We start from the raw sequence: 25217 nt of genomic DNA, 5'->3' as shown, positions 1-25217 counted from the left end.
TATTATTAGAATAATATCTTACTTTAAAGGGATAAAGCGAAAAGACGTCTTATACCAGTAAGTTTGGTAATGTTTATATTTTTATTCCCAAATTTTATATAGATTTTCAATATTGTCAAAATCAATTTTTCCTTTTTTCATCTTTGGAGGACAAATCGAGTTATATTTCAGGATTCTTTCATTAATGGCATCTATCAAGTTCATTATTTCAAATTCAGCGGATTCTAGTTCTTTTAATGTTATGGCTTTAGAAATCTCAAGTCTGATTTCCTTTTGTAAAATTACAAATGGCGGGAGATAACCAACATCGCTAGCTGTGTTGAGGAAATTGGAATAGACATCCCCAGAAAATAGAAGGGATGGAATGGGTTTGCCGAATCGTGGGTGCTTTTTGATTTCCTCAGCTAATTGGGAATCACTTACTATTTGATCCATCAAATCTGCATGACCAGCTTTCTTATAGACCATAAGTTCTCTTCTCCTCTCAACTTCTTACATATATTTTCTTTATTCGCTACTTCCCTCCCATAATCCTTCGATTAAAATTGATTTTTCCTTAAGTTTTTTAAACTGTTTCCTAAGAAGTGATATAATCATTGTTATATTTAAAAAATTAAGACATTAGTATTGTTTCATAATGGAGGGATCAAATGAATTCGCAAGTAGCAGTAATGTCCTCCCCAAGGATAAAAGGCATTTTTTTAGTGCTGATTGCGGCGACATTTTGGGGTGTTTCAGGAACTGTCGCTCAATACTTATTTCATCAACAAGGATTTAGTACCAACTGGCTAGTTGTTAACAGGCTGATTTTTTCAGGTTTTGGCTTGTTATTTTTTTCTCATACGGTGGGGAAACAGAATATCTGGGCCATTTGGAGAAATAAACAGGATATCTTCCGCCTAGTAATCTTTGGTGTAATTGGCATGTTTGGCGTACAATATACGTATTTCGCTGCTATCGAACAAGGAAATGCAGCAACGGCAACCGTTTTGCAGTACCTGGCACCAGTGATCATTGTCTGTTATTTAAGTTTTCGTGCAAAGGAATTACCTAAAATACATGAAGTAATTGCGATTGGATTAGCCATCTTCGGAACCTTTCTACTCGTGACGAAGGGTAATATCCATTCACTCTCCATTTCATCCTCTGCCTTTACATGGGGAATTCTATCTGCTTTTGCACTCGCTTTTTATACACTCTATCCTGGAAGTTTGTTGAATAAATGGGGGTCGCTTCTTACTGTTGGTTGGGGAATGATGATCGGTGGGATTGGCTTTAGCTTGATTCATCCTCCATGGAAGTTTCAAGGCCATTGGAGCTTAACGTCCTTTCTAGCTGTAGTTTTTGTAATTATTTTCGGTACATTAATCGCCTTTTTTTGTTTTATGGAAAGCCTGAAATACATTCGTGCTTCTGAAGCAAGTCTTCTCGCTTGTGTTGAGCCATTATCAGCGGCCTTTTTAGCCGTAGCCTGGCTCCAAGTATCATTCGGCCCCGCCGAATGGATTGGGTCCATTTCAATTATTTCTACTATTTTTATTTTATCTGCTGTTAAACGGTAATCACAGCTATAAAAATGGTGCCTGACACCACTAAATAAATAAAAGAAGCAGACCTACAAAGGTCTGCTTTCATATTTACTCACCTAAATCAACGTTATGGTAGACTTGTTGAACGTCTTCTAGGTCTTCTAATACATCAATCAGTTTCTCGAATTTAGCTTGTGCGTCTTCAGGAAGGGCGATTTCATTTTGTGCAAGCATCGTTAGTTCAGCCACAGTAAAATCAGTAATCCCCGCATTTTTGAATGCTTCCTGCACGGCATGGAATTGTTCTGGCTCAGCATAAACAATCACCGACTCATCTTCTTCAATAATGTCTCGTACGTCAACATCTGCTTCCATCAACAATTCAAGTACATCGTCCGCCGTTTTTCCTTCGACGCCGATAACAGCGGTTGCATCAAACATATAAGCAACTGATCCACTTACTCCCATGTTTCCGCCGTTTTTACCAAATGCAGCACGTACATCGGAAGCCGTGCGGTTCACGTTGTTTGTCAGGGCATCAACAATAACCATCGACCCGTTTGGACCGAAGCCTTCATATCGAAGTTCAGAATAGCTTTCCTCAGAACCGCCCTTAGCTTTTTCAATTGCTCGGTCAATAATGTGTTTGGGTACATTGTATGTTTTTGCACGCTCTAAAACAAATTTTAAAGCTTGATTCGATTCAGGATTTGGTTCACCCTGTCTAGCAGCTACATAGATTTCAACCCCAAATTTCGCATAAATACGGCTCGTATTTGCATCCTTTGAAGCTTTCTTTTCTTTAATATTGTTCCACTTACGTCCCATTATGAACACTCTCTTTCCGCTTTTGAATCTACACAAAATTATTAATATGAAACTAGATCTACTTCAAGACATGTTCCATATAATAATTAAGTGTTCATTTCTTATTTGATTGTTTCTATCATTGACAAATAATATTATACAGTAATTGCATCATTTGTTAAGAGTCTATTACTTAAATTCAGTTAAGAAATTGCTTTTAGTATAGATTAAATGACAAAAAGAGGTCGAAACCGATGAGTTTCGACCTTTTTAATAGCATTAGAAAATTAAACCAGCATTTGAAACAGAGTACTATCTTTATTGACTTCGCGATATAAAAAGCCCTTCGCTTTGATTCGTTCAATCAATGGTGTGTAGTCTTCCTTATCCTTTAGTTCAATTCCAACCAAGGCTGGACCTGTTTCTCGATTATTCTTTTTCGTATATTCAAAATGGCTAATATCATCGTTTGGTCCAAGGACATCATCCAAAAACTCACGTAACGCACCCGGGCGTTGCGGGAATTGGACAATAAAATAATGCTGCAGTCCTTCATAAATTTTTGAGCGCTCTTTGATTTCCTGCATCCGACCAATATCATTGTTCCCGCCACTTACGATACAGACAACAGTTTTGCCCTTAATTTCATCTGCATACATATCCAAGGCTGCTACAGAAAGGGCTCCAGTAGGCTCCACAACGATGGCATTTTCATTGTATAACGATAATAATGTTGTGCAAACCTTTCCTTCCGGAACAACAAGAATATCATCAACGATTTCTTTGCAAATGCTAAAGGTCATTGATCCCACCGTCTTCACAGCTGCGCCATCCACGAACGGGTCAATTTCTTTCAATGAGGTAACTTCCCCTTTTAAAAATGATTCCTTCATACCAGGTGCACCTTGTGGCTCGACACCAATTAATTGAGTTTCTGGAGAATAGTGCCTTAAATACGTGCCGACCCCAGACAAAAGCCCTCCTCCGCCAATTGCGGCAAACAGATAGTCAATTTTTTCAGAGCAATCATTGAGCAGTTCAACGGCAACCGTCCCTTGTCCAGCAATCACATCGGGATCATCAAAGGGATGAATAAATGTCCGATTTTCCTCTTGACTGCATTCCCTTGCTTTTTCATAAGCATCGTCAAAGGTATCCCCAACCAAAACAATCTCAACATCATCTTTTCCCCAAAATTTAACTTGTTTTACCTTTTGCTTTGGTGTTGTACTTGGCATAAAGATTTTCCCATGAATATTTAAGAGATGACAAGAATAAGCAACCCCCTGCGCATGGTTTCCTGCACTTGCACAGATAATTCCATTCTTTAACTCATCTTCATTAAGTTTCTTAATTCGATTATATGCCCCGCGGATTTTAAAGGAACGAACGCTTTGTAAATCCTCTCGTTTTAAGTAGACATGGCAGCCGTATCGTTCTGACAACAAGTGATTGTATTGCAGGGGAGTTGGCGAAATAACATCCTTAATAGTATGGCTGGCAATAATAATATCCTCCACATTAAACACTTTCTTATCAACTTGTTGATTCATCTTCCTTTTCCCTCCTAATTTTTTGCATCCATAAAGAAATTTTCATAAGAATAAATACATTTTTTAAACACAAAAAACTCGCCCCCATAGTATAGGGACGAGTTAACTCGCGATACCACCCTACTTCCGCAACAAACAATCACTGCGGCTCTCGATCAACGTACCATTCTAAGTACGTGTTCCATTGTAACGGCGGAATTTCCGGTCTAGCTTACTTAACAGTTTCAGCTACACATCTCCGAGATGATCTTCGAATACGTCCTGACATCGACTTTCAGCAACTGTCGACTCTCTGTAGAACAAGGGCTTAATCTACTCTTCTCATCATTGATTCATCTTCAATTTTTATAAGGGTACCATTGAAAAAATAACTTGTCAATATTTTTTGACTATTTTAATTATTTTGTTAATTATAAAGCGCTTACATTGTTTTTAGGGTTCTTTCGCCTATTTCATTCCCTTAATTTTTATATTTTATTTCGCCACCGATGATCGTCATATCAATCTCAGTTTTGAGTAGTTCTTCAGGATTCTCTATTGTAAATAAATTATTAGAATAAACCGTTAGATCCGCTAGCTTACCTCTTGAAATCGTCCCTTTAAGATTTTCTTCATTGGTAGCGAATGAACCCCCAACTGTAAAAAGCTTAACGGCTTCAAGCATTGAGAGTTTCTCTTTGGCATTCCAGCCTTCATGTAGATCCCCAGGAGTTCTACGGGTAACCGCAGCATGAATTCCAAGCAGAGGGGCTATAGGTTCAACGGGTGCATCGGAACCGCCAGCACACAAAACGCCCGATTCAAGTAACGTTTTCCATGCATATAAATAGGGCTCCCTCTTTTCGCCTACTCTTTCTTTCACCCATGGATAATCACCTACCACGAACCTTGGTTGAATATCAGCAATCCGGCTCATATCTACTAAACGCTGAACTAAATCATTCCGAACCAGGGATGTGTGAATAATCCGATCACGGTAGTCCACTTTTGGAAATTGATCCAGTATATCTAGAACATTTTCTAAAGCCTTGTCTCCAATCGTATGGACAGCTAGTGGCATGGGGTGTTCTCGTACCTCTTTAACCACTTGATAAAGGGTTTCTTGGTCATACATGGCATCTCCAAACTGACTCGGGTTATCGTGATAGGGCTCTGATAGGAGCGCCGTTCTTCTCCCAAATGCTCCATCAGCAAAAATTTTTATCGCTCCTATTTGTAGTTTGTCATTTCCATAGCCTGCATACATTCCTCTTTCTTTCAATAGATTAAGATAGGGGTAATCAATGAGCAGATTACAGCGTAAACCTTGGCCTTCCTGGTTAATTAATTCATCATACATTTTATACGTTGAATCCAGACCGCCTAAATAAGCAGGATCATTGGTATGTACACTTGTTAGTCCCTTCTTTACCGCAAATTGCATCGCTTGCTGTAAGCCATTCTTTAACTCTTGATAGGATCGCTCTGGTATGTTTTTTGTTATCAGCTGGGAAGCCGATTCGAGCAGCATTCCTGTCGGCTTTTTGGTAATCGGATCAAGTACAACTGTTCCTCCTATTGGAATATTAATTTCTGGATGATACTGACTCATTTCAAGTGCCTTGCTATTCACTAAAAATGCATGGTGACAAATCCGTTTTAGATAAACAGGACAGTGTGGTGCAACAACGTCTAACTCATCTATGGTAGGAATTGTTCCTTCTGTAAAGAGATTTTCATCCCAGCCCATTCCGACAAGCCACTTTCCAGGCGCAACGGTATTCGCCTTTTCCCTAATCTTTTCGAGCATTTCGCTTTTCGATTGAACTCCTGTGAGATCCAGGTCTAAAAAGTTGAAGGCTACACCTGAAAGATGCAAGTGGCTATCGATCAAACCCGGCGTAACCATTTTCCCCTGTAAATCAATAATGTTTGACCCATTTCTGCCCCATTGTAGGATCATTTCGTGGTGAGACCCTATATCTACGATTCTACCTTTCTCAACGACAACAGATTCCACTACTGGTTGATTCGGGTCCAAAGTATAGATTGTCCCATTTGTAAAAATTGACTTTGTCATAATATTCTCCCTTTCCTTTATTATATTTCTGTTTTACCATATTGAAAAAAATGTGTAAAACTACTAAGTTCTGGAATTAGAAATGGAGGAAAGCCAGATTCTACCTTCTTTAGAGATAGAATCTGGGAATTACGACCAAATCGAACTCTATTAATATAAAGATGCTGCCTCTTTTTGATAAACGGATTTTCCGCCCATAAATGTCTCCACTACCTGTATTTCGTCAATCTTCTCAGGGCTCACTTCAAAGATATCTTGGTCAAGTATTATAAAATCGGCATGATATCCTGGTGCCAGCTGTCCAACCTTCGGAATACGGGTAATTTCTTGAGCGGCCCTAGTATAAAGAATGATAGCTGTCTCTAAATCTACTTTTTGTTCTTGGCCCGTGTCCGTCCCGTCATAGGCCAAGCGTGTAACAGACGATTTTATACCTACAAATGGATTCACCGGATCGGCCCATGCCGTTGCAGGGGCATCTGATGAAAAGGCAACTTTAATTCCTGCTTCTAACATTGACTGTACAGGATAGGTCTTTTTTGTTCGATCGGCCCCTAGGTTATTATGGTAGCTTTCAATTTCTGCAAATAAGAAGATTGGCTGGGTAACAAAAGCAATTCCGGTTTCCGCTGCACGTTTTAATGCTTGTGGTGTTGGCATAGCCGCATGTTCAATTCTGATCGAAGGGGAATCTGTAAGCCAGCCCTTTTTTCCATAAAATGTGTCAACAATTAAATCAATTGCCTGCTCACCCATGGCATGGACAACCAGCTGAACATTATTTTGCTCTGCTGCCTCTGCTGCCGCCAATAATTCTTCCTCGGTTGTCATTTGGATCCCATATTCTCCCCCTCACCTAAGAAAGGCGGATTTACCCATGCGGTTTGGCCGGATACACTTCCATCTGAGAATAACTTAACCCCGCCAATATGGATTTGGTTTTCAAGGCTAGTTTTTTCGTTTTCCAAGATCGGTTTTTTCTTTAAATCTTCCCAAATATAGTAGAGTACTGTACGTTGCTTTAGTCCTTTTTTGACTGCATCATTATACATTTCCAAATAATCAGTTGGTTCCGTTCTGCCCATAGCATCGGTTATCGCTGTAATTCCATGTGAGAGCAGCACATTACTTAACTCGGCAAGTATTTCAGCGTTCTCTTCGAGTGTTTTCACAGGCATAATCCGAGTGACAAGGTCCTTGGCATTCTCACGTAAAATGCCAGTGGGTTCACCGTCTTCATCTCTGTCAATCTGACCGCCTGGCACTTCAGGTGTATCCCTTGTAATTCCTGCTAATTCCAAAACCTTGCTGTTTACAACCACAATATGTGCACACGTCCGTGTAATAATAACAGGAACGTCTGCAGCAGCTTGGTCTAAATCCCAGCGTGTGGGTGAACGTCTTTCCAGCAACTTTCCTTCATCATATCCCCAGCCTTCAACCCATTTATCCTCCCCTTGAGCACCGCGCAAACTTCTAATCTCTTTAATTAAATCTTCAATGGAATGAATAAGCGGAGGCGTACAAGCTATTTGCTTGGATGCATTAGCAAGGTACAATGGGTGTAGATGAGCATCGATTAAGCCTGGCAGCACACTAAGGCCCTGAAGATCGACACATTCACCTTCAATTTTTTCCAAATCAGCTTGACTGCCCATCCATGCTACCTTACCATCACGAACGATCATCGCGGTTGCATGCGGTTTATCAGAATTAGCTGTAAAAATCTTTCCATTAATATAGGTACACTCAGTCTTTTTATTGTTAGTCATCGATTTCTCTTACTCCCTTTCTGAAACTCTAGCAAGTTGTTTTGATTGTATAATTTTTCAGTTACGCACTTAAATCCATTTCTATTTCATCTTTTCGTGCAGCTGCCCTATGAAGCAATGCTCCTCCAATAAATCCGATGATTGCTGGTAGAAGCCATGCGAACCCCTTGCTGCTTAACGGAATCATTGATACCAAATCATTAGCAAGCTTTATATTTAATCCATTGGCTCCTAACATTTCAAACAAGCTAACTAAAACCGTTAACAAGACGGCCCCTTTGTATGCCCCTGTATTTGGGATATATTTACGGAAGACGCCAAGGAATACTATTACAATCGATACTGGATAGAGCCCCAAGAAGAGTGGAAGCGCGAAGTTAATAATTTTTTCGACCCCAAGCAGGCCTACTGAAACTCCACAAATACAAATGACTAGCACCCAAATACGATAGCTTACTTTATTTTTGGTCAATTGACTGAGAAAATCGGCAATCGACGCTGTAATCCCAATCGCCGTTGTAAGGCAGGCTAAGGCAACAGAAACAGCCAAGAAAATCGTTCCAGTTAGGGCAGGATAATTCCAGTAAGAACAAAACCTGCGAGAGCGGTTGGCCAATCTGTCCCCGAAACAAACCCGATCGATGGCGGAAAAATTAAATTCCCAGCCCCGAAAAATACGGCGAAAAAGGCAAAACCAAAAATGAGACTATCAAGGTAAATCTTGTTGGTTTTCATACGATGCACTCCTTAAATTATTGAAATCGTCTACAGTTGTTGAAATTTAACAGATATGGAACCATTTACAATATTTTGAATTTAAAAATAATTGCAACCTTATTCATAAACCTCGCAATAATTGTGCCAACTTTTTGAATGCCAAAATAAATTTTTGTAAATTTTTATAATCCTTGTAAAAATCTATTTCTAAGATTAAATTAGTGAAAAAGTATTTTAATTATTTGATTCTTTATATTAGTAAACATCTAGGAAGGATGAATAAGTGTAAAATATTTTTAACTTTGTAAAAATATTTTTACCATAAGTTTCACAAAATTAAAAATGCCCTCATAATTGAGGACATTCTTTTAAGAAAGGAATTGGGGATACATTCCAACTTCATCCAATTCTCTAACAATTAAACGCTATTGTTCAATTACACTTGTCGATTTGGAACCTACGGCACGAGTAGCTTTTACCTTTTTCTTAGTGTCTGGGCTGTATTTGGCCTCTAATTTGTGAAAGATATAAGTGAATATCCCAACAAGAATAAGATAATACAAGCCGGTCACCATGTAGGTTTCCAATGGCCGGTAATTGGCTCCAGCAATTGACATGGTTGCACCCCATAAATCTGTCATACCAATATAGGCCACTAATGCTGATTCTTTCAGCAAAAGGATAAATTGGTTTCCAAGTGAGGGTATAGCCCGCTTGAAGGCCTGCGGTAAAATAATTCTTCGCACCGCTAATTTGTACGTCATCCCAAGTGAGCGTGCTGCTTCCATCTGACCATTATCAATCGATTGAATGGCACCGCGGAAGATCTCCGATATATATGCCCCATTGTGAACGGATAAGGCGATGACCCCTGCCCAAAATTGCGGTAACGTTAAGATGGACGAAATTCCAAAATAGAGAATACAGATTTGGACTATCATAGGCGTTCCACGAACGAGGATTAAATAACCTTGCGCAATGAGGTTTAGGAATTTAATATTAGAGAGTGAAAAGAAGGCAAACACAAGGCCGATAATACTTCCTAATATAAGTGAACTAACGGTTACCTTCATTGTTACTAATAATGCATCAAATAATGAACTATAGTTTGATTGAAAAATTTCTAGCATGTCAAATCCCATCCAGTCAACAGATTAATTATTATTTTTTGATTCAACCTGCATTATTTCTCTGTTTCCATAAGATTGTAGCCAAACCACTTTTTACTAATCTTTTCATAAGTTCCATCTGCAATGATTTCGTCCAATGCTTTGTTGATTTTATTAGTTAGTTCTTTTTCTTCTTTGTTCGTTGCGATGGCTTGATTATCTACTTGTAGTAATTCATCTACTGCCTTAATTTTCAAGTCACCTTGAGTAATGCCCACTTTACCAAAAATATCATCACAGATAACTGCATCAACACGCCCTGTCGCTAAGTCCATTAAAGCAGTCATATCCCCTTGAGAATAAGCCATGACTTTTTCCTGATCAGTTAACTCTTTTGCTAGCTTTTCATAGATTGTTGCTGGTGTAACCCCAATTTTCTTACCCTTTAAGTCTGCTTTCGACTTAATTTCAGTATTGTTAGCACTTACAAAAATTCTTGAACCAGATTTGTAGTAGGGATTCGTAAAATCTACAGCTTTCTGACGTTCTTCCGTTACTGTCATACTTCCAAGGATTGCATCAAATTTTTTATCTCTAAGTCCTTGAATAATGGTCTCAAATGGAAAGGTGATTGCTTTTGGTTTCATAGCCATTTTTTTAGCCAAAGCTTCCCCAATTTCAACATCAAAACCTGTTAGTTTCCCATCTTCCTTATAATTAAAAGGCTTAAATAAACCGCTCATGGCATAAACAAATTCTTCTTGTTTCTCAGCAGTGTTTGTTTCCTTCGCTGAGCCACATCCCGCAAGAACGATGGAAATCATTAATATAGCAGACATTAAACTGACAATCGTCTTCTTTTTCATTTTATTGCCCCCTGTTTCTTTTATTTATTTTAAAATGCTATTTAGAAACTGTTTTGTTCGCTCATTTTGCGGATGATCAAAGAAGCTGTTCGGATGCTCTTGCTCCAAAATTTGTCCATCATGCATGAAAGCCACCCGATCTGCAACCTCACGTGCAAAACCCATCTCATGGGTAACGACCACCATCGTCATCCCATCATTTGCTAATTGCTTCATAACTTGCAGCACCTCGCCAACTAACTCAGGATCTAGCGCTGACGTTGGTTCATCAAAGAGCATGATTTTCGGCTTCATCGCAAGTGCTCTCGCAATTGCTACCCTTTGCTTTTGCCCGCCTGACAAGCTATCTGGATAGACATCTGCTTTATCTCTTAATCCTACTTTTTCTAGTAATTCGTAGGCGTGCTGCTTTGCCTCGTCCACTTTTCTCTTTTTCACAAAGATGGGTGCTTCAATAATATTTTCTAGAACTGTTTTATGAGGAAATAAGTTAAAGTGTTGAAAAGCCATGCCAACCTCTTCACGGACTTTATTCAGATTTGTTTTATTAGGAACGATTGGTTCTCCTTCAATCTGAATCTCCCCCTCGTCATATACTTCTAAAAAATTTAAACAGCGGAGTAAAGTGCTTTTTCCCGAGCCACTCGCCCCTATTAAGACAACAACTTCTTTCTCATTAACGGTTAAATCGACACCTTTTAATACGGTTAAGGAGCCAAAGGATTTTACCAAATTTTTCAATTGAATCATTTATTGCTCTCCCCCTTTCTACGAAACTATGGAAATTAGTTATATATGTAAATTCTTATCAACTGTGGTTTTGCAGTTGATTAACTTTTTAAACACCTCCTTATCAACATGAGATCTTTACCTATTTACTATTTATTAATGCAATTCCCGTGCCAATTTTTATAATTTTAAAATTATTTAGTCAATTAGGAATAGCTTATCTATGCTAAAATGCTAAAAATCATTTAGAACTCTCCTAAAATTTTAAAACATAAATTATTTTTAGCTTTAGAATTTTCTGATAATACCTTTTATCATTTTCAACTATCTTTCTTTTTAGTGTAAAAATTTTTACTTATTCGTAAAATATTTTTAGCGACAAGTAACTAGTTTTTCATTTGAATCAAAAAAACAGCCACAGATTTTATACAATCCATGGCCGTCCCATTTTGTTTTTCATTGATATCACATGACTGTTTATCCTAGTTGGTACTTTTCGATTTTATATTTTAATAGTTGTTTCGATAGACCCAATTGTTTGGCCGTTTCTGTTAATTTTCCATTCTTGCTGCTAAGTTCTTTCATTATCAGTTCTTTTTCAAATTGTTCTACCGCTTCTTTTAAGGATTCGACCTTATTATCCATTTGATCACTTGTAGGAGATTCGTGATATTCCCTCATTCTTTTTGGAATATCCTCTATCGTGATATGATTGGTAGAAACATTATTATATGCCGTTTCAACCGCATTTTTTAATTCCCTTATATTCCCCGGCCAAGGATACCGATGGAAACACTCAATAACCTCAGGCTGGCACCCTTCTATATAAATATTCATATTATTGTTATAAAAATCGATATAATATTCGAGCAGCTTCTCAATATCCTCTTTTCGCTCCGCTAAGGTTGGTAAATCAATCTGGACAACTCCCAATCGATAAAAAAGATCCTCTCTTAACCGTTTTTCTGCAACTAAAACATCTGGGTCCTCATTCGTTGCTGAAATCACTCGAATATCGACACTAATATTTTTATCTCCACCTATTCTTCTAACCACCTTTTCTTCAATAGCTTTAAGAAGTTTTACTTGAAGATAAAAATCTAAGGAATTAATCTCATCTAAAAACAATGTGCCGCCTTCAGCTTGTTCGAATAATCCTGTCATAGCGATCGCACCAGTAAAGCTCCCTTTTACCGTGCCAAACAAAGTACTTTCTAATAGGTTTGGCGGAACTGCACCACAGTTTAGTGAAATAAATGGTCCTCCATATCGATCGCTCAAATTATGAATCGACTGTGCAATCATTTCTTTTCCTGTGCCTGTTTTACCGTTGATCAAAACCGTTGAGTTGGTCATAGCAATTTTTTTAATTTTATTTTTAATTGCTTCCATCTTTGGATTGACACTAATGATATTGTCAATGGTGTAGATGGTATTGTTTCTTCGATAAACCTTATGACTTGCAAATTTGTCCAAGGATTGGATGTTTTCTTTTGTATAAAAGTGTTTTGAGAATTCAATTGCCCCAATTATTTTTTCATTATCTTTAATTGGATAGGTAGAATTTATCGTAACAAATAGATTTCCATTTTTCATGATTAGTTCTTGTTTTACATTGCATACCGCTTTTCCATTTTTTAAAACGTTCATAATGGTACTATTTTCATCAGAAAGGTTTTTATAAGAGGAGGTTACATGCTTTCCCATAAATTCTTCAGGTCTAAGTCCGATTTCTTTTAGTACATTTAAATCCGCTAAATCATTAAAGATAATAATCCCTTTTTCATCTACAACTAAAACATTGTCATAATCCGTTAATTGTTGAAAATCCTTCAAATTTATATTCAAAATTCAACCTCCTATCCCAAGGCTTAATCATTAGATAGACAATATTTTACCACTAGGCGGCACTAATGCAAAAACTCTTTCCAAATAAACGGAAAGAGTTTTTTAAAAGTATATCGAATTCCTTAATCAGATCCTGTAATTAACAAATCATCTTGGATGGTTGCTAGGACTGTTTGAGTAGTAACTTCTTGGCCCTTCTTTATAGGTAAAGATGTGATATACCCGCTGATCCCGATCGAAATCTCTTCAATTCTACCGTTCTGGGTTTTAATTAAAAACAGTTTTTCCCACTCATATACATGGTCGTTTTCCTCTGTAAAAACAGTTTCCACGATCCCAGAACATGGACTGAAAATAACTTCTTCCACCACTACTGACAATTATCGTCACTCCTTTTTTAATTTCGTACAGTCATAGAACAGATAGAGATTTTTCCGTCCATCCTTGTAGGGAGATTTCAATCATTTAAAGATTACTCTACTCCTTTTATACCCATCCTCTGAAACGAGAGGCCTCAGCAACCCTCTTTATTCCAACCATATAAGCTGCTAAACGCATGTCAACTTGATGTGTTTTAGAAGTTTGATAGATATTATCAAACGAGCTAACCATTACCTTCTTAAGCTTTTCTTCTACTTCTTCCTCGGTCCAATAATAACCTTGATTATTTTGCACCCATTCAAAATAAGATACAGTTACCCCGCCTGCGCTTGCAAGGATATCAGGAACAAGGATAATACCACGCTCGGTTAGAATCTTTGTTGCTTCGAGTGTTGTCGGACCATTCGCTGCTTCCACAACAATCGCTGCTTTAATATTGGCAGCATTTTTGGCTGTGATTTGGTTCGAGATAGCTGCCGGCACTAGAATATCACACTCTAATTCAAGTAGCTCTTGGTTTGTGATCGTATTTTTAAATAGTTGCGAGAATGTACCGAAGCTATCCCTTCGATCAAGCAAGTAATTAATATCAAGTCCGTTTGGATCGTATATTGCGCCATACACATCGGATACAGCCACAACCTTAGCCCCTGCATCATGCATAAATTTGGCCAAATAACTTCCCGCATTACCAAAGCCTTGAATAACTACACGGGCTCCTTGCAACTGTTTCCCTATTTTCTTAACTGCTTCTTCAATACAGATTGTTACACCACGGGCAGTCGCTGTTTCACGGCCTTGAGAACCTCCAAGGACGATTGGTTTCCCAGTAATAAATCCTGGTGAATCAAATTCCCGTAAACGGCTGTACTCATCCATCATCCATGCCATAATTTGTGAATTAGTATAAACATCTGGTGCTGGAATGTCTTTTGAAGGTCCCACGATTTGGCTGACTGCACGAACATAGCCGCGGCTTAAACCTTCAAGCTCTCTAAAGGACATATTTCGCGGATCACAAATGATACCGCCTTTACCGCCGCCATATGGAAGATTGGTGATTCCACACTTTAAGCTCATCCAAATGGACAACGCTTTTACTTCTTCTTCATCCACTTCAGGATGGAAACGGACGCCGCCTTTAGTTGGGCCGACCGCATCATTATGCTGGGAGCGATAGCCCGTAAATATTTTGACAGAACCATCATCCATTTTTACTGGAATACGGACTGTTAACAATCTGATTGGTTCTTTTAATAATTCATACATTTCGCTATTATAGCCCAATTTTGATAATGCTTGTTGAATAATCGTTTGGGTTGAATTGAATAAATTTAATGATTCTTGTTCTTTTTGTTGTTCCTTTTCCATTTCAGTTACTATCGCTTTAACAGACATGACTGACACCCCGTCGTATAATAGATTATTAGTTTTTTTATTTAGGCTCTGTAATAATTGGCTGTTGATTTCCGCTCCAATCAACATGTGCCAAAATCAACAATGAGCTTTAACATAGCCTTTATTTAAAAATTAATTTAAAACCGTATTGATTTTTTCAAAAGCCCAATCGATTTCTTCTTTCGTAATGGTGAGTGGTGGTGCAAAACGAATAACGGTATCATGTGTTTCTTTGCATAATAAACCTTTTTCTTTTAACTGCTCACAATAAGGTCTTGCCGCTTCAGTAAGTTCAACTCCGATAAATAAACCTCGGCCTCTTATTGTTTTAATTTTTGGATTATCGATAGATTGTAATTGTTCAAAGAAGTATTTACCTAATTCAAGCGAACGTTCGGCTAGTTTTTCTTCTTCAATAACATCCAATGCCGCAAGCGATACTGCGCAAGCAAGTGGATTACCCCCAAACGTTGAACCGTGGGAACCTGGATTGAACACACCTAATACATCAGAATTAGCAACTACACAGGAAATTGGGAACACACCGCCGCCTAGTGCTTTACCTAGGATCAACATGTCAGGGTTTACATCTTCCCAATCGCATGCAAACATTTTTCCAGTACGTGCTAAGCCTACTTGAATTTCATCAGCAATAAATAATACTTTGTTTTCTTTACATAAATCAGATGCCGCTTTCAAAAATCCTTCTGGTGGTAAAATAATTCCTGCTTCACCTTGAATTGGCTCGATTAAAAATGCTGCTGTGTTTGGTGTGATCGCTGCTTTCAATGCTTCGAGGTCACCGTAAGGAATTAAGTTAATTCCAGGCAGCATTGGGCCGAAGCCGCGCTTATATTCCGGGTCAGATGATAGGGAGACAGCACCCATTGTACGGCCGTGGAAATTCCCTACGCAGGCAATAATTTCTGCTTGATTTTCAGCAATTCCTTTTACATCATAACCCCAGCGGCGTGCTGCTTTGAGTGCCGTTTCAACAGCTTCTGCTCCAGTATTCATTGGAAGTGCCATATTTTTATTGGTTAATTTACAAATTTTCTCATACCATGGACCAAGTTGATCATTATGAAAAGCACGAGAAGTAAGCGTTACTTTATCGGCTTGGTCTTTCAACGCTTGGATGATTTTCGGATGGCGATGCCCTTGGTTAACCGCTGAATAGGCGCTTAGCATATCCATGTAACGTTTTCCTTCTGGACTTTCCACCCAAACTCCTTCTGCCTTTGCAATAACGATTGGCAGTGGATGATAGTTATTTGCACCAAATTTATCTGTTTGTTCTATAATTTGATTTGTTTTAGTTGTCTCAGTTATTGTCATTATAGTTCCTCCTTCAAATTTCCTCGACAGGTGGAGTAAATCCCACCTCCACCTATCGAAGCATCTAAGCTGTAGTTTTTATAGCGTTTCAGATGTTGTTTTAGCCTGCATGTGTAGCAATAAATATTCAGGACCGCCTGCTTTGGAATCTGTACCAGACATATTAAATCCGCCAAACGGTTGATAACCAACAATCGCACCCGTACAAGTTCTGTTAAAATAAAGATTCCCCACGTGGAATTCTTCACGTGCTCTTTCAATATGCTCACGATTATTCGAAATCAATGCACCTGTTAAACCGTAGTCGGTGTTATTCGCAATGGTCATCATATGATCAAAGTCACGTGCTTTACTAATACCTAAAACTGGTCCAAAGATTTCTTCCTGCATAAGGCGTGCATTTTCATCTAAATCAGCGAAAATCGTCGGCTGAATGAAATAACCCTTAGAATCATCGCCTTCTCCGCCAGTCATAAGCCGGCCTTCTTGCTTGCCAATTTCAATATAATTCATGATTTTTTTGAAGGATCTGCCATCAATAACAGGTCCCATATAGGAATTTGCATCTTCAGGGTTGCCAAGAGTTAGTGTTCTTGTTAAAGCAACCACCTTCTCAAGTACGACATCATAGACATCCTGATGAATAACTGCACGAGATCCTGCCGAACATTTTTGACCTGAAAATCCGAAAGCAGAATAGACAATACTTGCTGCTGCTAAATCTAAATCCGCATCATTATCTACTACTACGGTATCCTTACCGCCCATTTCAGCAATAACTCGTTTGATCCATTTTTGGCCTGGATGAACCTTGGCAGCACGTTCATTAATGCGGCAGCCAACTTCGCGAGAACCTGTAAAGGATACGAAACGAGTTTTTGGATGATCAACAAGGTAATCTCCAATTTGAGCGCCGCTTCCTGGCACAAAGTTTAAAACGCCTTTTGGAAGTCCAGCTTCCTCCATTAACTCAACGAATTTTGCAGCAACCACTGGTGTAGAGTTGGCTGGCTTTAGAAGAACTGTATTCCCAGAGACGATAGCTGCTATTGTTGTTCCTGCCATAATCGCTAATGGGAAGTTAAAAGGTGAAATGATAATCCCCACACCTAGTGGAATATAATTATATTGATTGTATTCTCCGTCACGGCTTTGTACTGGTGAGCCCTCTTTCAATCTCAGCATTTGACGGCCATAATACTCGATGAAGTCAATCGCTTCAGCTGTATCGGCATCTGCTTCTTTCCATGGCTTTCCGGCTTCTTTGACAAGATAGGCAGAAAATTCGTGTTTCCGGCGGCGCATAATTGCTGCTGCCTTGAACAAAATGTTGGCACGATGTTCAGGCTTCCATTTTTTCCACGTTTCAAATGTGGTTAATGCGGCATGCATAGCCTTTTCTGCTAACTCTTGATCAGCCATGGAAACTCTACCAATGATTTCTCCTGTATTTGCTGGATTAATAGAGATAATTTTTTCTTCTGTTGTAATTGATTCCCCTCCAATTACAACTGGATAATCCTTTCCTAACTGCGATTGAACGTAATCAAGAGCAGCTTGAAAAGCTAGTTTATTTTTTTCATCTGCAAAGTTTGTAAATGGTTCATGTGTATACGATTTCAATTGTTTGTTCCCCCTTGTCGTTTGTTACAGTTAAATATTATGCAAGTTCCGTGCCAACATTAATTTTGCATGAATAAAGGATTTTTTGTTCAATTAGCGCCAAAATATTTTGCGCAAAATATATAATTCATTGAAAAAAGCAAAAAAATTTTGCGTTTTAAAAAATCAATACTTAAATAGGTGCATACAAATTGTTTTAATCGAAGGAGCAAAAAGAGTTCATTGGAAATGAATAAATACATATTAGACATCTTGTCTTTGATTTCATGATATATTTAGATTAATAGAAAGATAATTCAGTTATTTCAAAGGAGAGATTTATATGATGATCCCTTACAAAGGAATTTCCCCATATGTTGATGAATCAGTTTTTGTGGCACCTGGCGCTTATTTAATTGGTGATGTGAGAATTGGAAAGGATTCATCTGTCTGGTTTAATGCGGTATTACGTGGTGATGACGGGCCAATTATCATAGGTGAACGCTGCAGTATTCAAGACAATTCCACGATTCATTTATTCGAAGGATTCCCAGTCGAAATTGCTGATGATGTGACAATTGGCCATAATGTTATTTTGCATGGCTGTAAGGTCGGCAATCGATGTATTATTGGAATGGGTTCAACGCTTTTAGACAATGTAGAAGTTGGCGAGGATTGTATTATAGGAGCCAATACGTTGCTATCTGGAGGCATAAAAATTCCCCCTCGCTCCCTTGTGTTGGGTTCTCCAGGAAGGGTGGTCCGCGAAATTACTCAGAAGGACCTGGACTTGTTACAAATGTCCAGCGAGCACTATGTCCAAAGGGGAAAAGAGTTTAGAGAAATACTTAAATAAACCTTAAGAATAAAAAAGTGGTGCCTGACACCAACAATTGCTGGGTGTCAGGCACCATGAAGTTTAAAACTATTTACTCTCACTTAAAGCAGTTGTTTTAGCAGGAATGACAAAGCTGAGTACAATCGTAATTAAGCTCAAACAAAGGGCATAAAGAAACACGTTTTTCATTCCAATAACGATGCTTGCTGCCTGATTGATGATAAGTCCCATGATGGTAACCCCGATCGATGTCCCAATGTTTTTTAGAAACATTTGCAGCGAAGTAGACATCCCTTTGATATGGGATTCAGCAAATTCTTGGGAAGCGATCGTTCCAACCGCAAATAATAAGCCAAAGGAAACGCCCTGGATAGTTAAGATTAGAAACAGACCAATATAAGATAAATCAGTGATGAATAGGTATAATGCTAAGCCTGAAGCAGTTGTGATCAAGCTTCCGATGATAAATAAGCTTTTATATCCATAGCGTATAATCCACTTCCCTGCCGGGGTACTGCCAAACATCCAGCCCACCGCAATACTGAGAAGAATTAGTCCACTTTTATAAATACTCATATCATTTCCTTCTTGGAGATACAATGGAATAAAGTTGGATGTTCCAAAAAAGGACAAACAGTAAAATAACATGAAAAGGTTAGTCATGAGGATCCCTTTGTTTTTAAACAATGATACTGGCAAGAACGGATGTGCTTCTTTCCTCTCCACCAATATGAAGACAATCAAACCGATAATCCCAAGGATAATGTACCAAATAGAATTTTTTACATTCGTAGATAACAATAATAGCGTAATCGAAATCCCAAATAAGAAGAAACCTTTGTAGTCGATATGGGTCTTTTTAAATTCGATTTTTTCCTTATAAGGAATCATACAAAGAACCGTTGCAATTCCAATGGGAATATTGATAAAGAAGATCCATCTCCATGTTAGTGCTTCGACAAAGAAGGAACCCAATACAGGTCCAACGATGGATGAAATTGCCCATATGCTGCTAAAGACCGCTTGAATTTTCCCGCGGTTTTCTATCGTAAACAAATCACCTACGATGATCATAGAGAGTGGGATCATCCCGCCTGCCCCTATTCCTTGGACACCTCTATAAATAATCAGCGTACTAATGGAATTGGCCATTCCACAGAGAATCGAACCTAGGGTAAATATTGAAACAGCGATAATTAACAGCTTTTTCCGACCATACATATCAGATAATTTCCCGTAAAGCGGGACCGTAACCGTACTTGCCAACATATAGACAACAAATATCCATGCAAACAGCTCCATTCCTCCGAGCTGTTTCACTATAGTTGGACTTGCCGTTTGCATAATATTTGCATCAAGTGCTGATATTAGGGTTGATATTACAAGGCCCCAAAACACATACCTATTCTTTTCCATATATTCCTCCGACACAGTTTAATTAAAATTCCTTATACTTTTGATGAACATAACAAAATAGTTAAAAAAAGAACTTCACTAAGCATTTGTTTAGATTGTAACGAACCCACAATTCCTCTCCTAATCTCTTTCATCTAACTCTATTATGATATTTTATCATTTTTTCAAATAAATAGAATAAGCCATTCATAACGAATGGCTCACTTCCATCTTCAATAATGGCTGAGTAATTGTTGGTAAAATTATTTCAATGGTGGTTCCTTCGTTAATTTTACTGTAAATGTTTAGTGCCCCATTATGGCCTTCGATAATTTTGTAGCAAGTCATTAAGCCGAGTCCGGTTCCTTTTTCCTTCGTAGTATAAAAAGGTTCCCCTAGAGTAGAGATCCGTTCCTCCGGAATCCCAACCCCCTGATCAATGATTTGTACCGATATTTTCCCATCTTCTTTTTTCATAACGTATACATTAATATTGCCGCCTTTAGGCATTGCTTCAATCGCATTCTTAAGTAGGTTTAGAAAAACTTGTTTTAGTTGATTTTCTTCGCAGCTAATCAACGGCAAATCATTGTCAAATTCCACTAAGATTTGAACATTATTTAAAAGAGACTGGTTGTTAATTAAGGTGACAACATCCTTTAATAACATCTTTATATCCCGTGTCATATAAACGGCAGCTGTCGGTTTAGCAAGCACGAGGAACTCCCCGACGATATCATTAATCCGGTCAAGCTCTGTTAATAGAATATCAAAGTATTCCTCTTTCCTAGTGCTGGTCCTTAAGAGTTGGATAAAACCTTTTATAGATGTGAGTGGATTTCGTATTTCATGGGCTATACCTGCCGCCATTTGGCCTAATAATGCCAATTTTTCAGACTTTTGAAGTAGACGTTCTGTTTCTTCCATTTTTACAGTAATATCCTTGCCAATGGACAACACCGCATCTTTTCCCCCAAAAACGATAAACAAGGAAGATACTTCAAAGAAAAATGGTGTTCCATCCAAACGCTTTGCTTTGTATTCGATTGTGTTTACGGGCAGCTTTTCTTTCTTTATTTGATTAAAACGTTCAAGCAAACGACTTTTATAGTCTGGAATAATAAATTCAAAAATGGATTTCCCCATTACATCTTCTAGTTTGGTAGCACCAATCATGTTCATGGCAGCCTTATTTACATATAAAAACCTATGATTACTTGTAATATAGACGGGTGCAGGCAATGAATCTATTAACTTCTTATAGCTCTCCTCACTAGCACGTGCCTTTTTTTCATAATAGCGTGCTTTATCATATTGCCAACCCACTACCCATGAAATCAGAGTAAAAAGAAAAAAGTCTATCGAAAAAAAAGGATGATGATCGTAAATCTTTTGGAAACTGCTATATAAAACCGAAATCAGCACCAGGATAATTTGACCCGATTTATTCATTATTCCGCCCTCTTAATTAGGTATATTTAGTTATGCAATTCTACATAATTATATTTAATCCTTCATAAAAATCAATTAATTATTATTATGGAGAGAAAAAGAAAAAAAGCCATCAAATTTCAATGGCAATATTCTTTAGTTCGACGATTTTTGAATTTTTTTCTGATTGTAAAATCATATTTTATCACAAAAAAAGAGTCTATAATATTTAATTATAAACTCTTACAATCTCATTTTTTTATATAAGTATCTCTTTGTTAACACTTTCCGGAAACCAGGATAGTTTCTCGGATAGTTTGACAACTTCTCCGATGACTATCATGGCTGGATTTGTGATTCGATTTTCATTTACAACTTCAACAATCGTCTCAAGTGTACCGACAACTGTCCGTTGATTTCCTGTTGTCCCTTGTTCAATTACAGCTATAGGTGTTTGAGATTCCTTTCCACATGAAATAAGTTGGCTGCATATAAAAGGAAGATGTTTGACACCCATATAAATGGCAAGAGTATCGACACCATGGGCTAGATGGTCCCAACGAATGTTTTTAGGTTTGCCACTCAAACAGTGACCTGTAATCATAGCAAACGATTGACTCCATTCACGGTGAGTGACAGGAATTCCCGCATAAGCCGGGGCGGCAATACCAGAAGTAATCCCAGGTACAATTTCAAATTCGAGCCCATTTTGAACCAGCACTTCCGCTTCTTCACCGCCTCGGCCAAAAATAAATGGGTCTCCTCCCTTTAATCGAACAACCGTTTTACCAGCCAAGGCCTTATCAACTAATATTTGATGGATGGAATCTTGGGAAATACAATGATTTCCCGGCTCTTTTCCGCAATAGATGAACTCAGCGTCGCTCTTACCGTATTTCAGCAACACCGGATTGACTAACCGATCATAAAGAATAACGTCTGCCTGTTCAAGACATTTCGCTGCTTTAACCGTAATTAAATCAGGATCACCAGGACCAGCTCCAACAATATAGACTTTCCCCTTTGTTTGAATCATAAAAGACCTCCATTTTACTGAACTAATCGATTAAGAGAAATACTTCTTCCCCTTCTATTCTGGTTCTATAGGTTTTCACACAGCCTGCATCCGGCTCTTGCACCTTCCCATTATCCAAACATATTTTCCAATCATGCATGGGACAGAAAACAAATTCACCGCTTACCATTCCTTCGCTCAAAACCCCGCCTTTATGTGGACAGCGATTTTCAACGGCACGCACGCTCCCATTTAATAATTTAAATACAGCCACTTCTTTGTCCCCGACACAAACAGTCTTTCCTAATCGTTCTGGAAGATCCCGTACAGAACCGATTGATATCATTTCTACGCTTTTCTTTGTCATTGGACGATGTCCTCCTTTAAATGTAAGTTCTTACGACATTACTACACTTTCAAACAATTCTTTTCTTACTTTTTCATCCTCTGTTATCGCCTTCCATGGATCCTTAATAACAGATAATGCATCATCCAAACGTTTATTTAATTCTTGACGTTTTCCCTTATCATCAAGAACTGTTCGAACATGGGTCAAACCAACACGTTCAATCCATGCAGAAGTACGTTCTAAATAGTTGGCTGTTTCTCGGTAATATTGAAGGTACGCACCGGTAATTTCCATCGCCTCTTCTGATGTTTTCACGGTGTATAGTAAATCTCCCCCGCGTACATGCGTTCCGCCGTTCCCGCCGACATAAAGTTCCCAGCCCCCGTCAATTCCAATAAACCCAATATCTTTAAACCCCGACTCCGCACAGCTTCTCGGACAAGCAGAAACAGCCATTTTCACCTTATGAGGTGTTTGCAGTCCTTCAAATTTCTTCTCAAGGTCGATTCCCAGACCCATGGAATCTTGGGTTCCAAAACGGCAGAACTGTTCACCGACACATGTTTTCACTGTACGTAGTGATTTTCCGTAGGCAGATCCTGACGGCATATCTAAATCAGTCCATACTTTTGGCAAGTCTTCCTTTTTTACACCGAGTAAGTCAATCCGTTGTCCACCTGTTAGTTTTACTAAAGGTATTTCATATTTATCTACCACGTCAGCAATCCGTCGTAGGTCTTGTGAATTCGTTACACCACCGTACATTCGAGGTACAACAGAATATGTTCCATCCTTTTGTATATTGGCATGCATCCGCTCATTGACAAACCGAGACTCTCTTTCGTCTGTATATTCAATCGGATTGACCATCCCTAAATAGTAATTCAAAGCAGGGCGGCATTTTGAACAACCTTCCTCAGTACTCCACCCAAGAACATTCATCACTTCTTTGATATGGGTCAAACCTTTGGATTTAATCTCTTCCACTATTTCATCTCTCGAAAAATGAGTGCAGCTGCAAATCGCTTCTTTCTGTAAAGTGCCGTCATACGCTGACCCAAGTGTATGTTGTAACACTTCTGCAACAAGCGGCTTACATCCCCCGCAAGACCGAGAAGCACTGGTACAAGCTTTGATTTCATCAACGGATGAACAACCCTGATTCTGTATCGCCTGGATAATCGTTCCTTTGGTTACACCATTACATCCGCAAATAATGTCCTCCTCACTCATGGAAGCTACTAAACTGCCCCCAAAGTCATCATTAAGAGGCTGTAAAAGTGATACCTTCGTGGTAAAGGAAACATCTGCTTGCTGTTGAATCATCGAAAATAGGCGATTTCCATCACTGCTATCCCCAAACAGTACGGCGCCAACAATTTTATTGTCTTGAATCACGATCTTCTTATAAATGCTGTCATTTCCATCAAAGACTTTAATGGCTTCCTTTCCTTCACCTTCCATAAAATCTCCGGCAGAGAATACCTCGACCCCAGAAACCTTCAATTGTGTAGACAAAACGGAGCCATGATAGCCATTGGTCTTCGCTCCGCAAATGTGATGAGCTAATACTTTTCCTTGTTCAAACAATGGTGCTACAAGACCGTATACCGATCCGTTGTGTTCGGCACACTCACCTACAGAGTAAATATTAGGAACACTCGTTTGCAGGAAATCATTCACGACAATACCGCGATTAATAGCAATACCACTTACTTTGGCCAATTCGATATTTGGCTTAATACCAACAGCCATCACGACTAAGTCTGCATCAAGGACCGTTCCATCGCCAAACCTTAAACCTTCTACGCGGTCATCTCCAACAATTTCTTGCGTTTGTTTTTCTAATAAAAACTTCATTCCTTGTTTTTCTAATTCCGACTGTAATAGTTTCCCTGCCTGTGGATCTAATTGTCTTTCCATCAAATAAGGGGCGAGATGGATAACAGAAACATCCATTCCTAGGTTTAAAAGTCCTCTGGCTGCTTCGAGCCCGAGTAATCCGCCCCCAATCACGGCCGCTTTTTTATACTTCCTCGAGGTCTCAAGCATCACTTCGGTATCCTTTATATCACGAAAAGCTGTTACACCTATCTTTTCAGCTCCTGGAATCGGAAGGATAAAGGGGAGTGACCCTGATGCAATGATCAACTCATCATACGGTTCGATTCTTCCTAAGTCGGTTACAACGACTTTCTTCATCGGATCAACTTTGATCACTGTTTCACTTGTAAACAACTGAATGTTGTTTTCTGAGTACCAATCCCAGTCATTAAGCGTAATGTCTTTTACCTCTGTATCACCTTGTAAAACCTTTGAAAGCAGTATTCTATTATAATTCGGATGTGGTTCGCTTCCGAATATGGTAATCTCAAATAACTCATTAGATAGTTTTAAAATCTCTTCAATGGCTTTAACTCCAGCCATTCCATTACCTACAAGAACCAACTTTTTCTTATTCACGTTAGGTTTCCTCCCTTA

23 protein-coding genes and 1 other annotated feature are annotated in these 25217 nt (G+C 38.6%); of the genes, 2 read left to right on the top strand and 21 right to left on the bottom strand.

Translation table 11 applies throughout. The annotated features are described in order from the left end of the window. Positions 1-81: 81 nt before the first annotated feature. A complete protein-coding gene (locus QF028_RS10125) occupies positions 82-468 on the bottom strand; it encodes a hypothetical protein (protein ID WP_429465085.1) in 387 nt (128 codons plus the stop codon). Between the two features lie 182 nt (positions 469-650). On the opposite strand from QF028_RS10125, the gene QF028_RS10120 reads away from it, so the two are divergent. Then, positions 651-1562, top strand: coding sequence for a DMT family transporter (locus tag QF028_RS10120; protein WP_168244135.1), 912 nt, complete (start codon positions 651-653; stop codon positions 1560-1562). A 75-nt stretch (positions 1563-1637) separates the two neighbouring features. On the opposite strand, the gene QF028_RS10115 is transcribed toward QF028_RS10120, so the two are convergent. The 15 genes from QF028_RS10115 to pruA form a co-directional block, all read right to left on the bottom strand. Further along, entirely contained in the window at positions 1638-2357 is a 720-nt protein-coding gene (locus QF028_RS10115; RefSeq protein ID WP_429465084.1) for a YebC/PmpR family DNA-binding transcriptional regulator, read from the bottom strand. A 266-nt stretch (positions 2358-2623) separates the two neighbouring features. Further along, entirely contained in the window at positions 2624-3889 is a 1266-nt protein-coding gene (gene ilvA / locus QF028_RS10110; protein ID WP_429465083.1) for a threonine ammonia-lyase IlvA, read from the bottom strand. A gap of 90 nt (positions 3890-3979) precedes the next feature. Continuing rightward, positions 3980-4226 (bottom strand) — a binding site (T-box leader). A gap of 123 nt (positions 4227-4349) precedes the next feature. Then, on the bottom strand, positions 4350-5948 hold the full coding sequence (locus QF028_RS10105) for an amidohydrolase (RefSeq protein WP_429465082.1): 1599 nt from the start codon (positions 5946-5948) through the stop codon (positions 4350-4352). A gap of 150 nt (positions 5949-6098) precedes the next feature. Continuing rightward, entirely contained in the window at positions 6099-6779 is a 681-nt protein-coding gene (locus QF028_RS10100) for an amidohydrolase family protein (RefSeq protein WP_429465081.1), read from the bottom strand. Continuing rightward, entirely contained in the window at positions 6776-7720 is a 945-nt protein-coding gene (locus tag QF028_RS10095; protein ID WP_429465080.1) for an amidohydrolase, read from the bottom strand. The genes QF028_RS10100 and QF028_RS10095 overlap by 4 nt, the downstream gene beginning before the upstream one ends. 61 nt (positions 7721-7781) lie before the next feature. Beyond that, the gene (locus QF028_RS10090) at positions 7782-8336 is read right to left on the bottom strand and encodes a branched-chain amino acid transport system II carrier protein (protein WP_429465079.1); all 555 of its coding nucleotides are present in this window, start codon (positions 8334-8336) and stop codon (positions 7782-7784) included. Then, a complete protein-coding gene (locus QF028_RS10085; RefSeq protein WP_429465078.1) occupies positions 8285-8455 on the bottom strand; it encodes a branched-chain amino acid transport system II carrier protein in 171 nt (56 codons plus the stop codon). The genes QF028_RS10090 and QF028_RS10085 overlap by 52 nt, the downstream gene beginning before the upstream one ends. Positions 8456-8862: 407 nt before the next feature. Then, positions 8863-9567, bottom strand: a complete 705-nt coding sequence (locus tag QF028_RS10080) for an amino acid ABC transporter permease (protein WP_429465077.1) — start codon at positions 9565-9567, stop codon at positions 8863-8865. Positions 9568-9620: 53 nt separating this feature from the next. After that, positions 9621-10412, bottom strand: a complete 792-nt coding sequence (locus QF028_RS10075) for a transporter substrate-binding domain-containing protein (RefSeq protein WP_429465076.1) — start codon at positions 10410-10412, stop codon at positions 9621-9623. 24 nt (positions 10413-10436) lie between these two features. Beyond that, a complete protein-coding gene (locus tag QF028_RS10070) occupies positions 10437-11162 on the bottom strand; it encodes an amino acid ABC transporter ATP-binding protein (RefSeq protein WP_429465075.1) in 726 nt (241 codons plus the stop codon). A 456-nt stretch (positions 11163-11618) separates the two neighbouring features. Beyond that, complete coding sequence (locus QF028_RS10065) at positions 11619-12989, bottom strand: sigma-54 interaction domain-containing protein (protein WP_429465074.1); 1371 nt, start codon at positions 12987-12989, stop codon at positions 11619-11621. A 122-nt stretch (positions 12990-13111) separates the two neighbouring features. Beyond that, entirely contained in the window at positions 13112-13369 is a 258-nt protein-coding gene (locus QF028_RS10060) for a hypothetical protein (RefSeq protein ID WP_429465073.1), read from the bottom strand. Positions 13370-13475: 106 nt separating this feature from the next. Then, a complete protein-coding gene (locus QF028_RS10055; RefSeq protein WP_429465072.1) occupies positions 13476-14768 on the bottom strand; it encodes a Glu/Leu/Phe/Val family dehydrogenase in 1293 nt (430 codons plus the stop codon). A 132-nt stretch (positions 14769-14900) separates the two neighbouring features. Next, positions 14901-16106 (bottom strand): ornithine--oxo-acid transaminase, encoded by a 1206-nt coding sequence (locus tag QF028_RS10050; protein ID WP_429465071.1) that lies wholly within the window; start codon positions 16104-16106, stop codon positions 14901-14903. A 78-nt stretch (positions 16107-16184) separates the two neighbouring features. After that, the gene (gene pruA / locus QF028_RS10045; RefSeq protein WP_429465070.1) at positions 16185-17729 is read right to left on the bottom strand and encodes an L-glutamate gamma-semialdehyde dehydrogenase; all 1545 of its coding nucleotides are present in this window, start codon (positions 17727-17729) and stop codon (positions 16185-16187) included. A 322-nt stretch (positions 17730-18051) separates the two neighbouring features. Between pruA and QF028_RS10040 the strand changes: the two genes are divergently transcribed. Beyond that, the gene (locus QF028_RS10040; RefSeq protein ID WP_429465069.1) at positions 18052-18564 is read left to right on the top strand and encodes a gamma carbonic anhydrase family protein; all 513 of its coding nucleotides are present in this window, start codon (positions 18052-18054) and stop codon (positions 18562-18564) included. A 69-nt stretch (positions 18565-18633) separates the two neighbouring features. Here the strand turns inward: QF028_RS10040 and QF028_RS10035 are convergent, their stop codons facing one another. The 5 genes from QF028_RS10035 to nirB all read right to left on the bottom strand — a co-directional run bounded on the left by QF028_RS10035 (position 18634) and on the right by nirB (position 25199). After that, complete coding sequence (locus QF028_RS10035; RefSeq protein ID WP_429465068.1) at positions 18634-19962, bottom strand: MDR family MFS transporter; 1329 nt, start codon at positions 19960-19962, stop codon at positions 18634-18636. A gap of 186 nt (positions 19963-20148) precedes the next feature. Beyond that, positions 20149-21393 (bottom strand): ATP-binding protein, encoded by a 1245-nt coding sequence (locus tag QF028_RS10030; protein ID WP_429465067.1) that lies wholly within the window; start codon positions 21391-21393, stop codon positions 20149-20151. Positions 21394-21631: 238 nt separating this feature from the next. After that, positions 21632-22408, bottom strand: a complete 777-nt coding sequence (gene cobA, locus QF028_RS10025) for a uroporphyrinogen-III C-methyltransferase (protein WP_429465066.1) — start codon at positions 22406-22408, stop codon at positions 21632-21634. Between the two features lie 22 nt (positions 22409-22430). Beyond that, entirely contained in the window at positions 22431-22754 is a 324-nt protein-coding gene (nirD, locus tag QF028_RS10020; RefSeq protein ID WP_429465065.1) for a nitrite reductase small subunit NirD, read from the bottom strand. 30 nt (positions 22755-22784) lie between these two features. Continuing rightward, a complete protein-coding gene (gene nirB, locus QF028_RS10015) occupies positions 22785-25199 on the bottom strand; it encodes a nitrite reductase large subunit NirB (RefSeq protein ID WP_429465064.1) in 2415 nt (804 codons plus the stop codon). Between the last annotated feature and the right edge of the window lie 18 nt (positions 25200-25217).

The sequence above is a fragment of the Neobacillus sp. B4I6 genome, from assembly GCF_050434045.1.
GTDB lineage: Bacteria > Bacillota > Bacilli > Bacillales > Cytobacillaceae > Neobacillus.
Note: the sequence above shows the minus strand (reverse complement) of the source record. Positions and strands in the feature narration are given on the sequence as shown.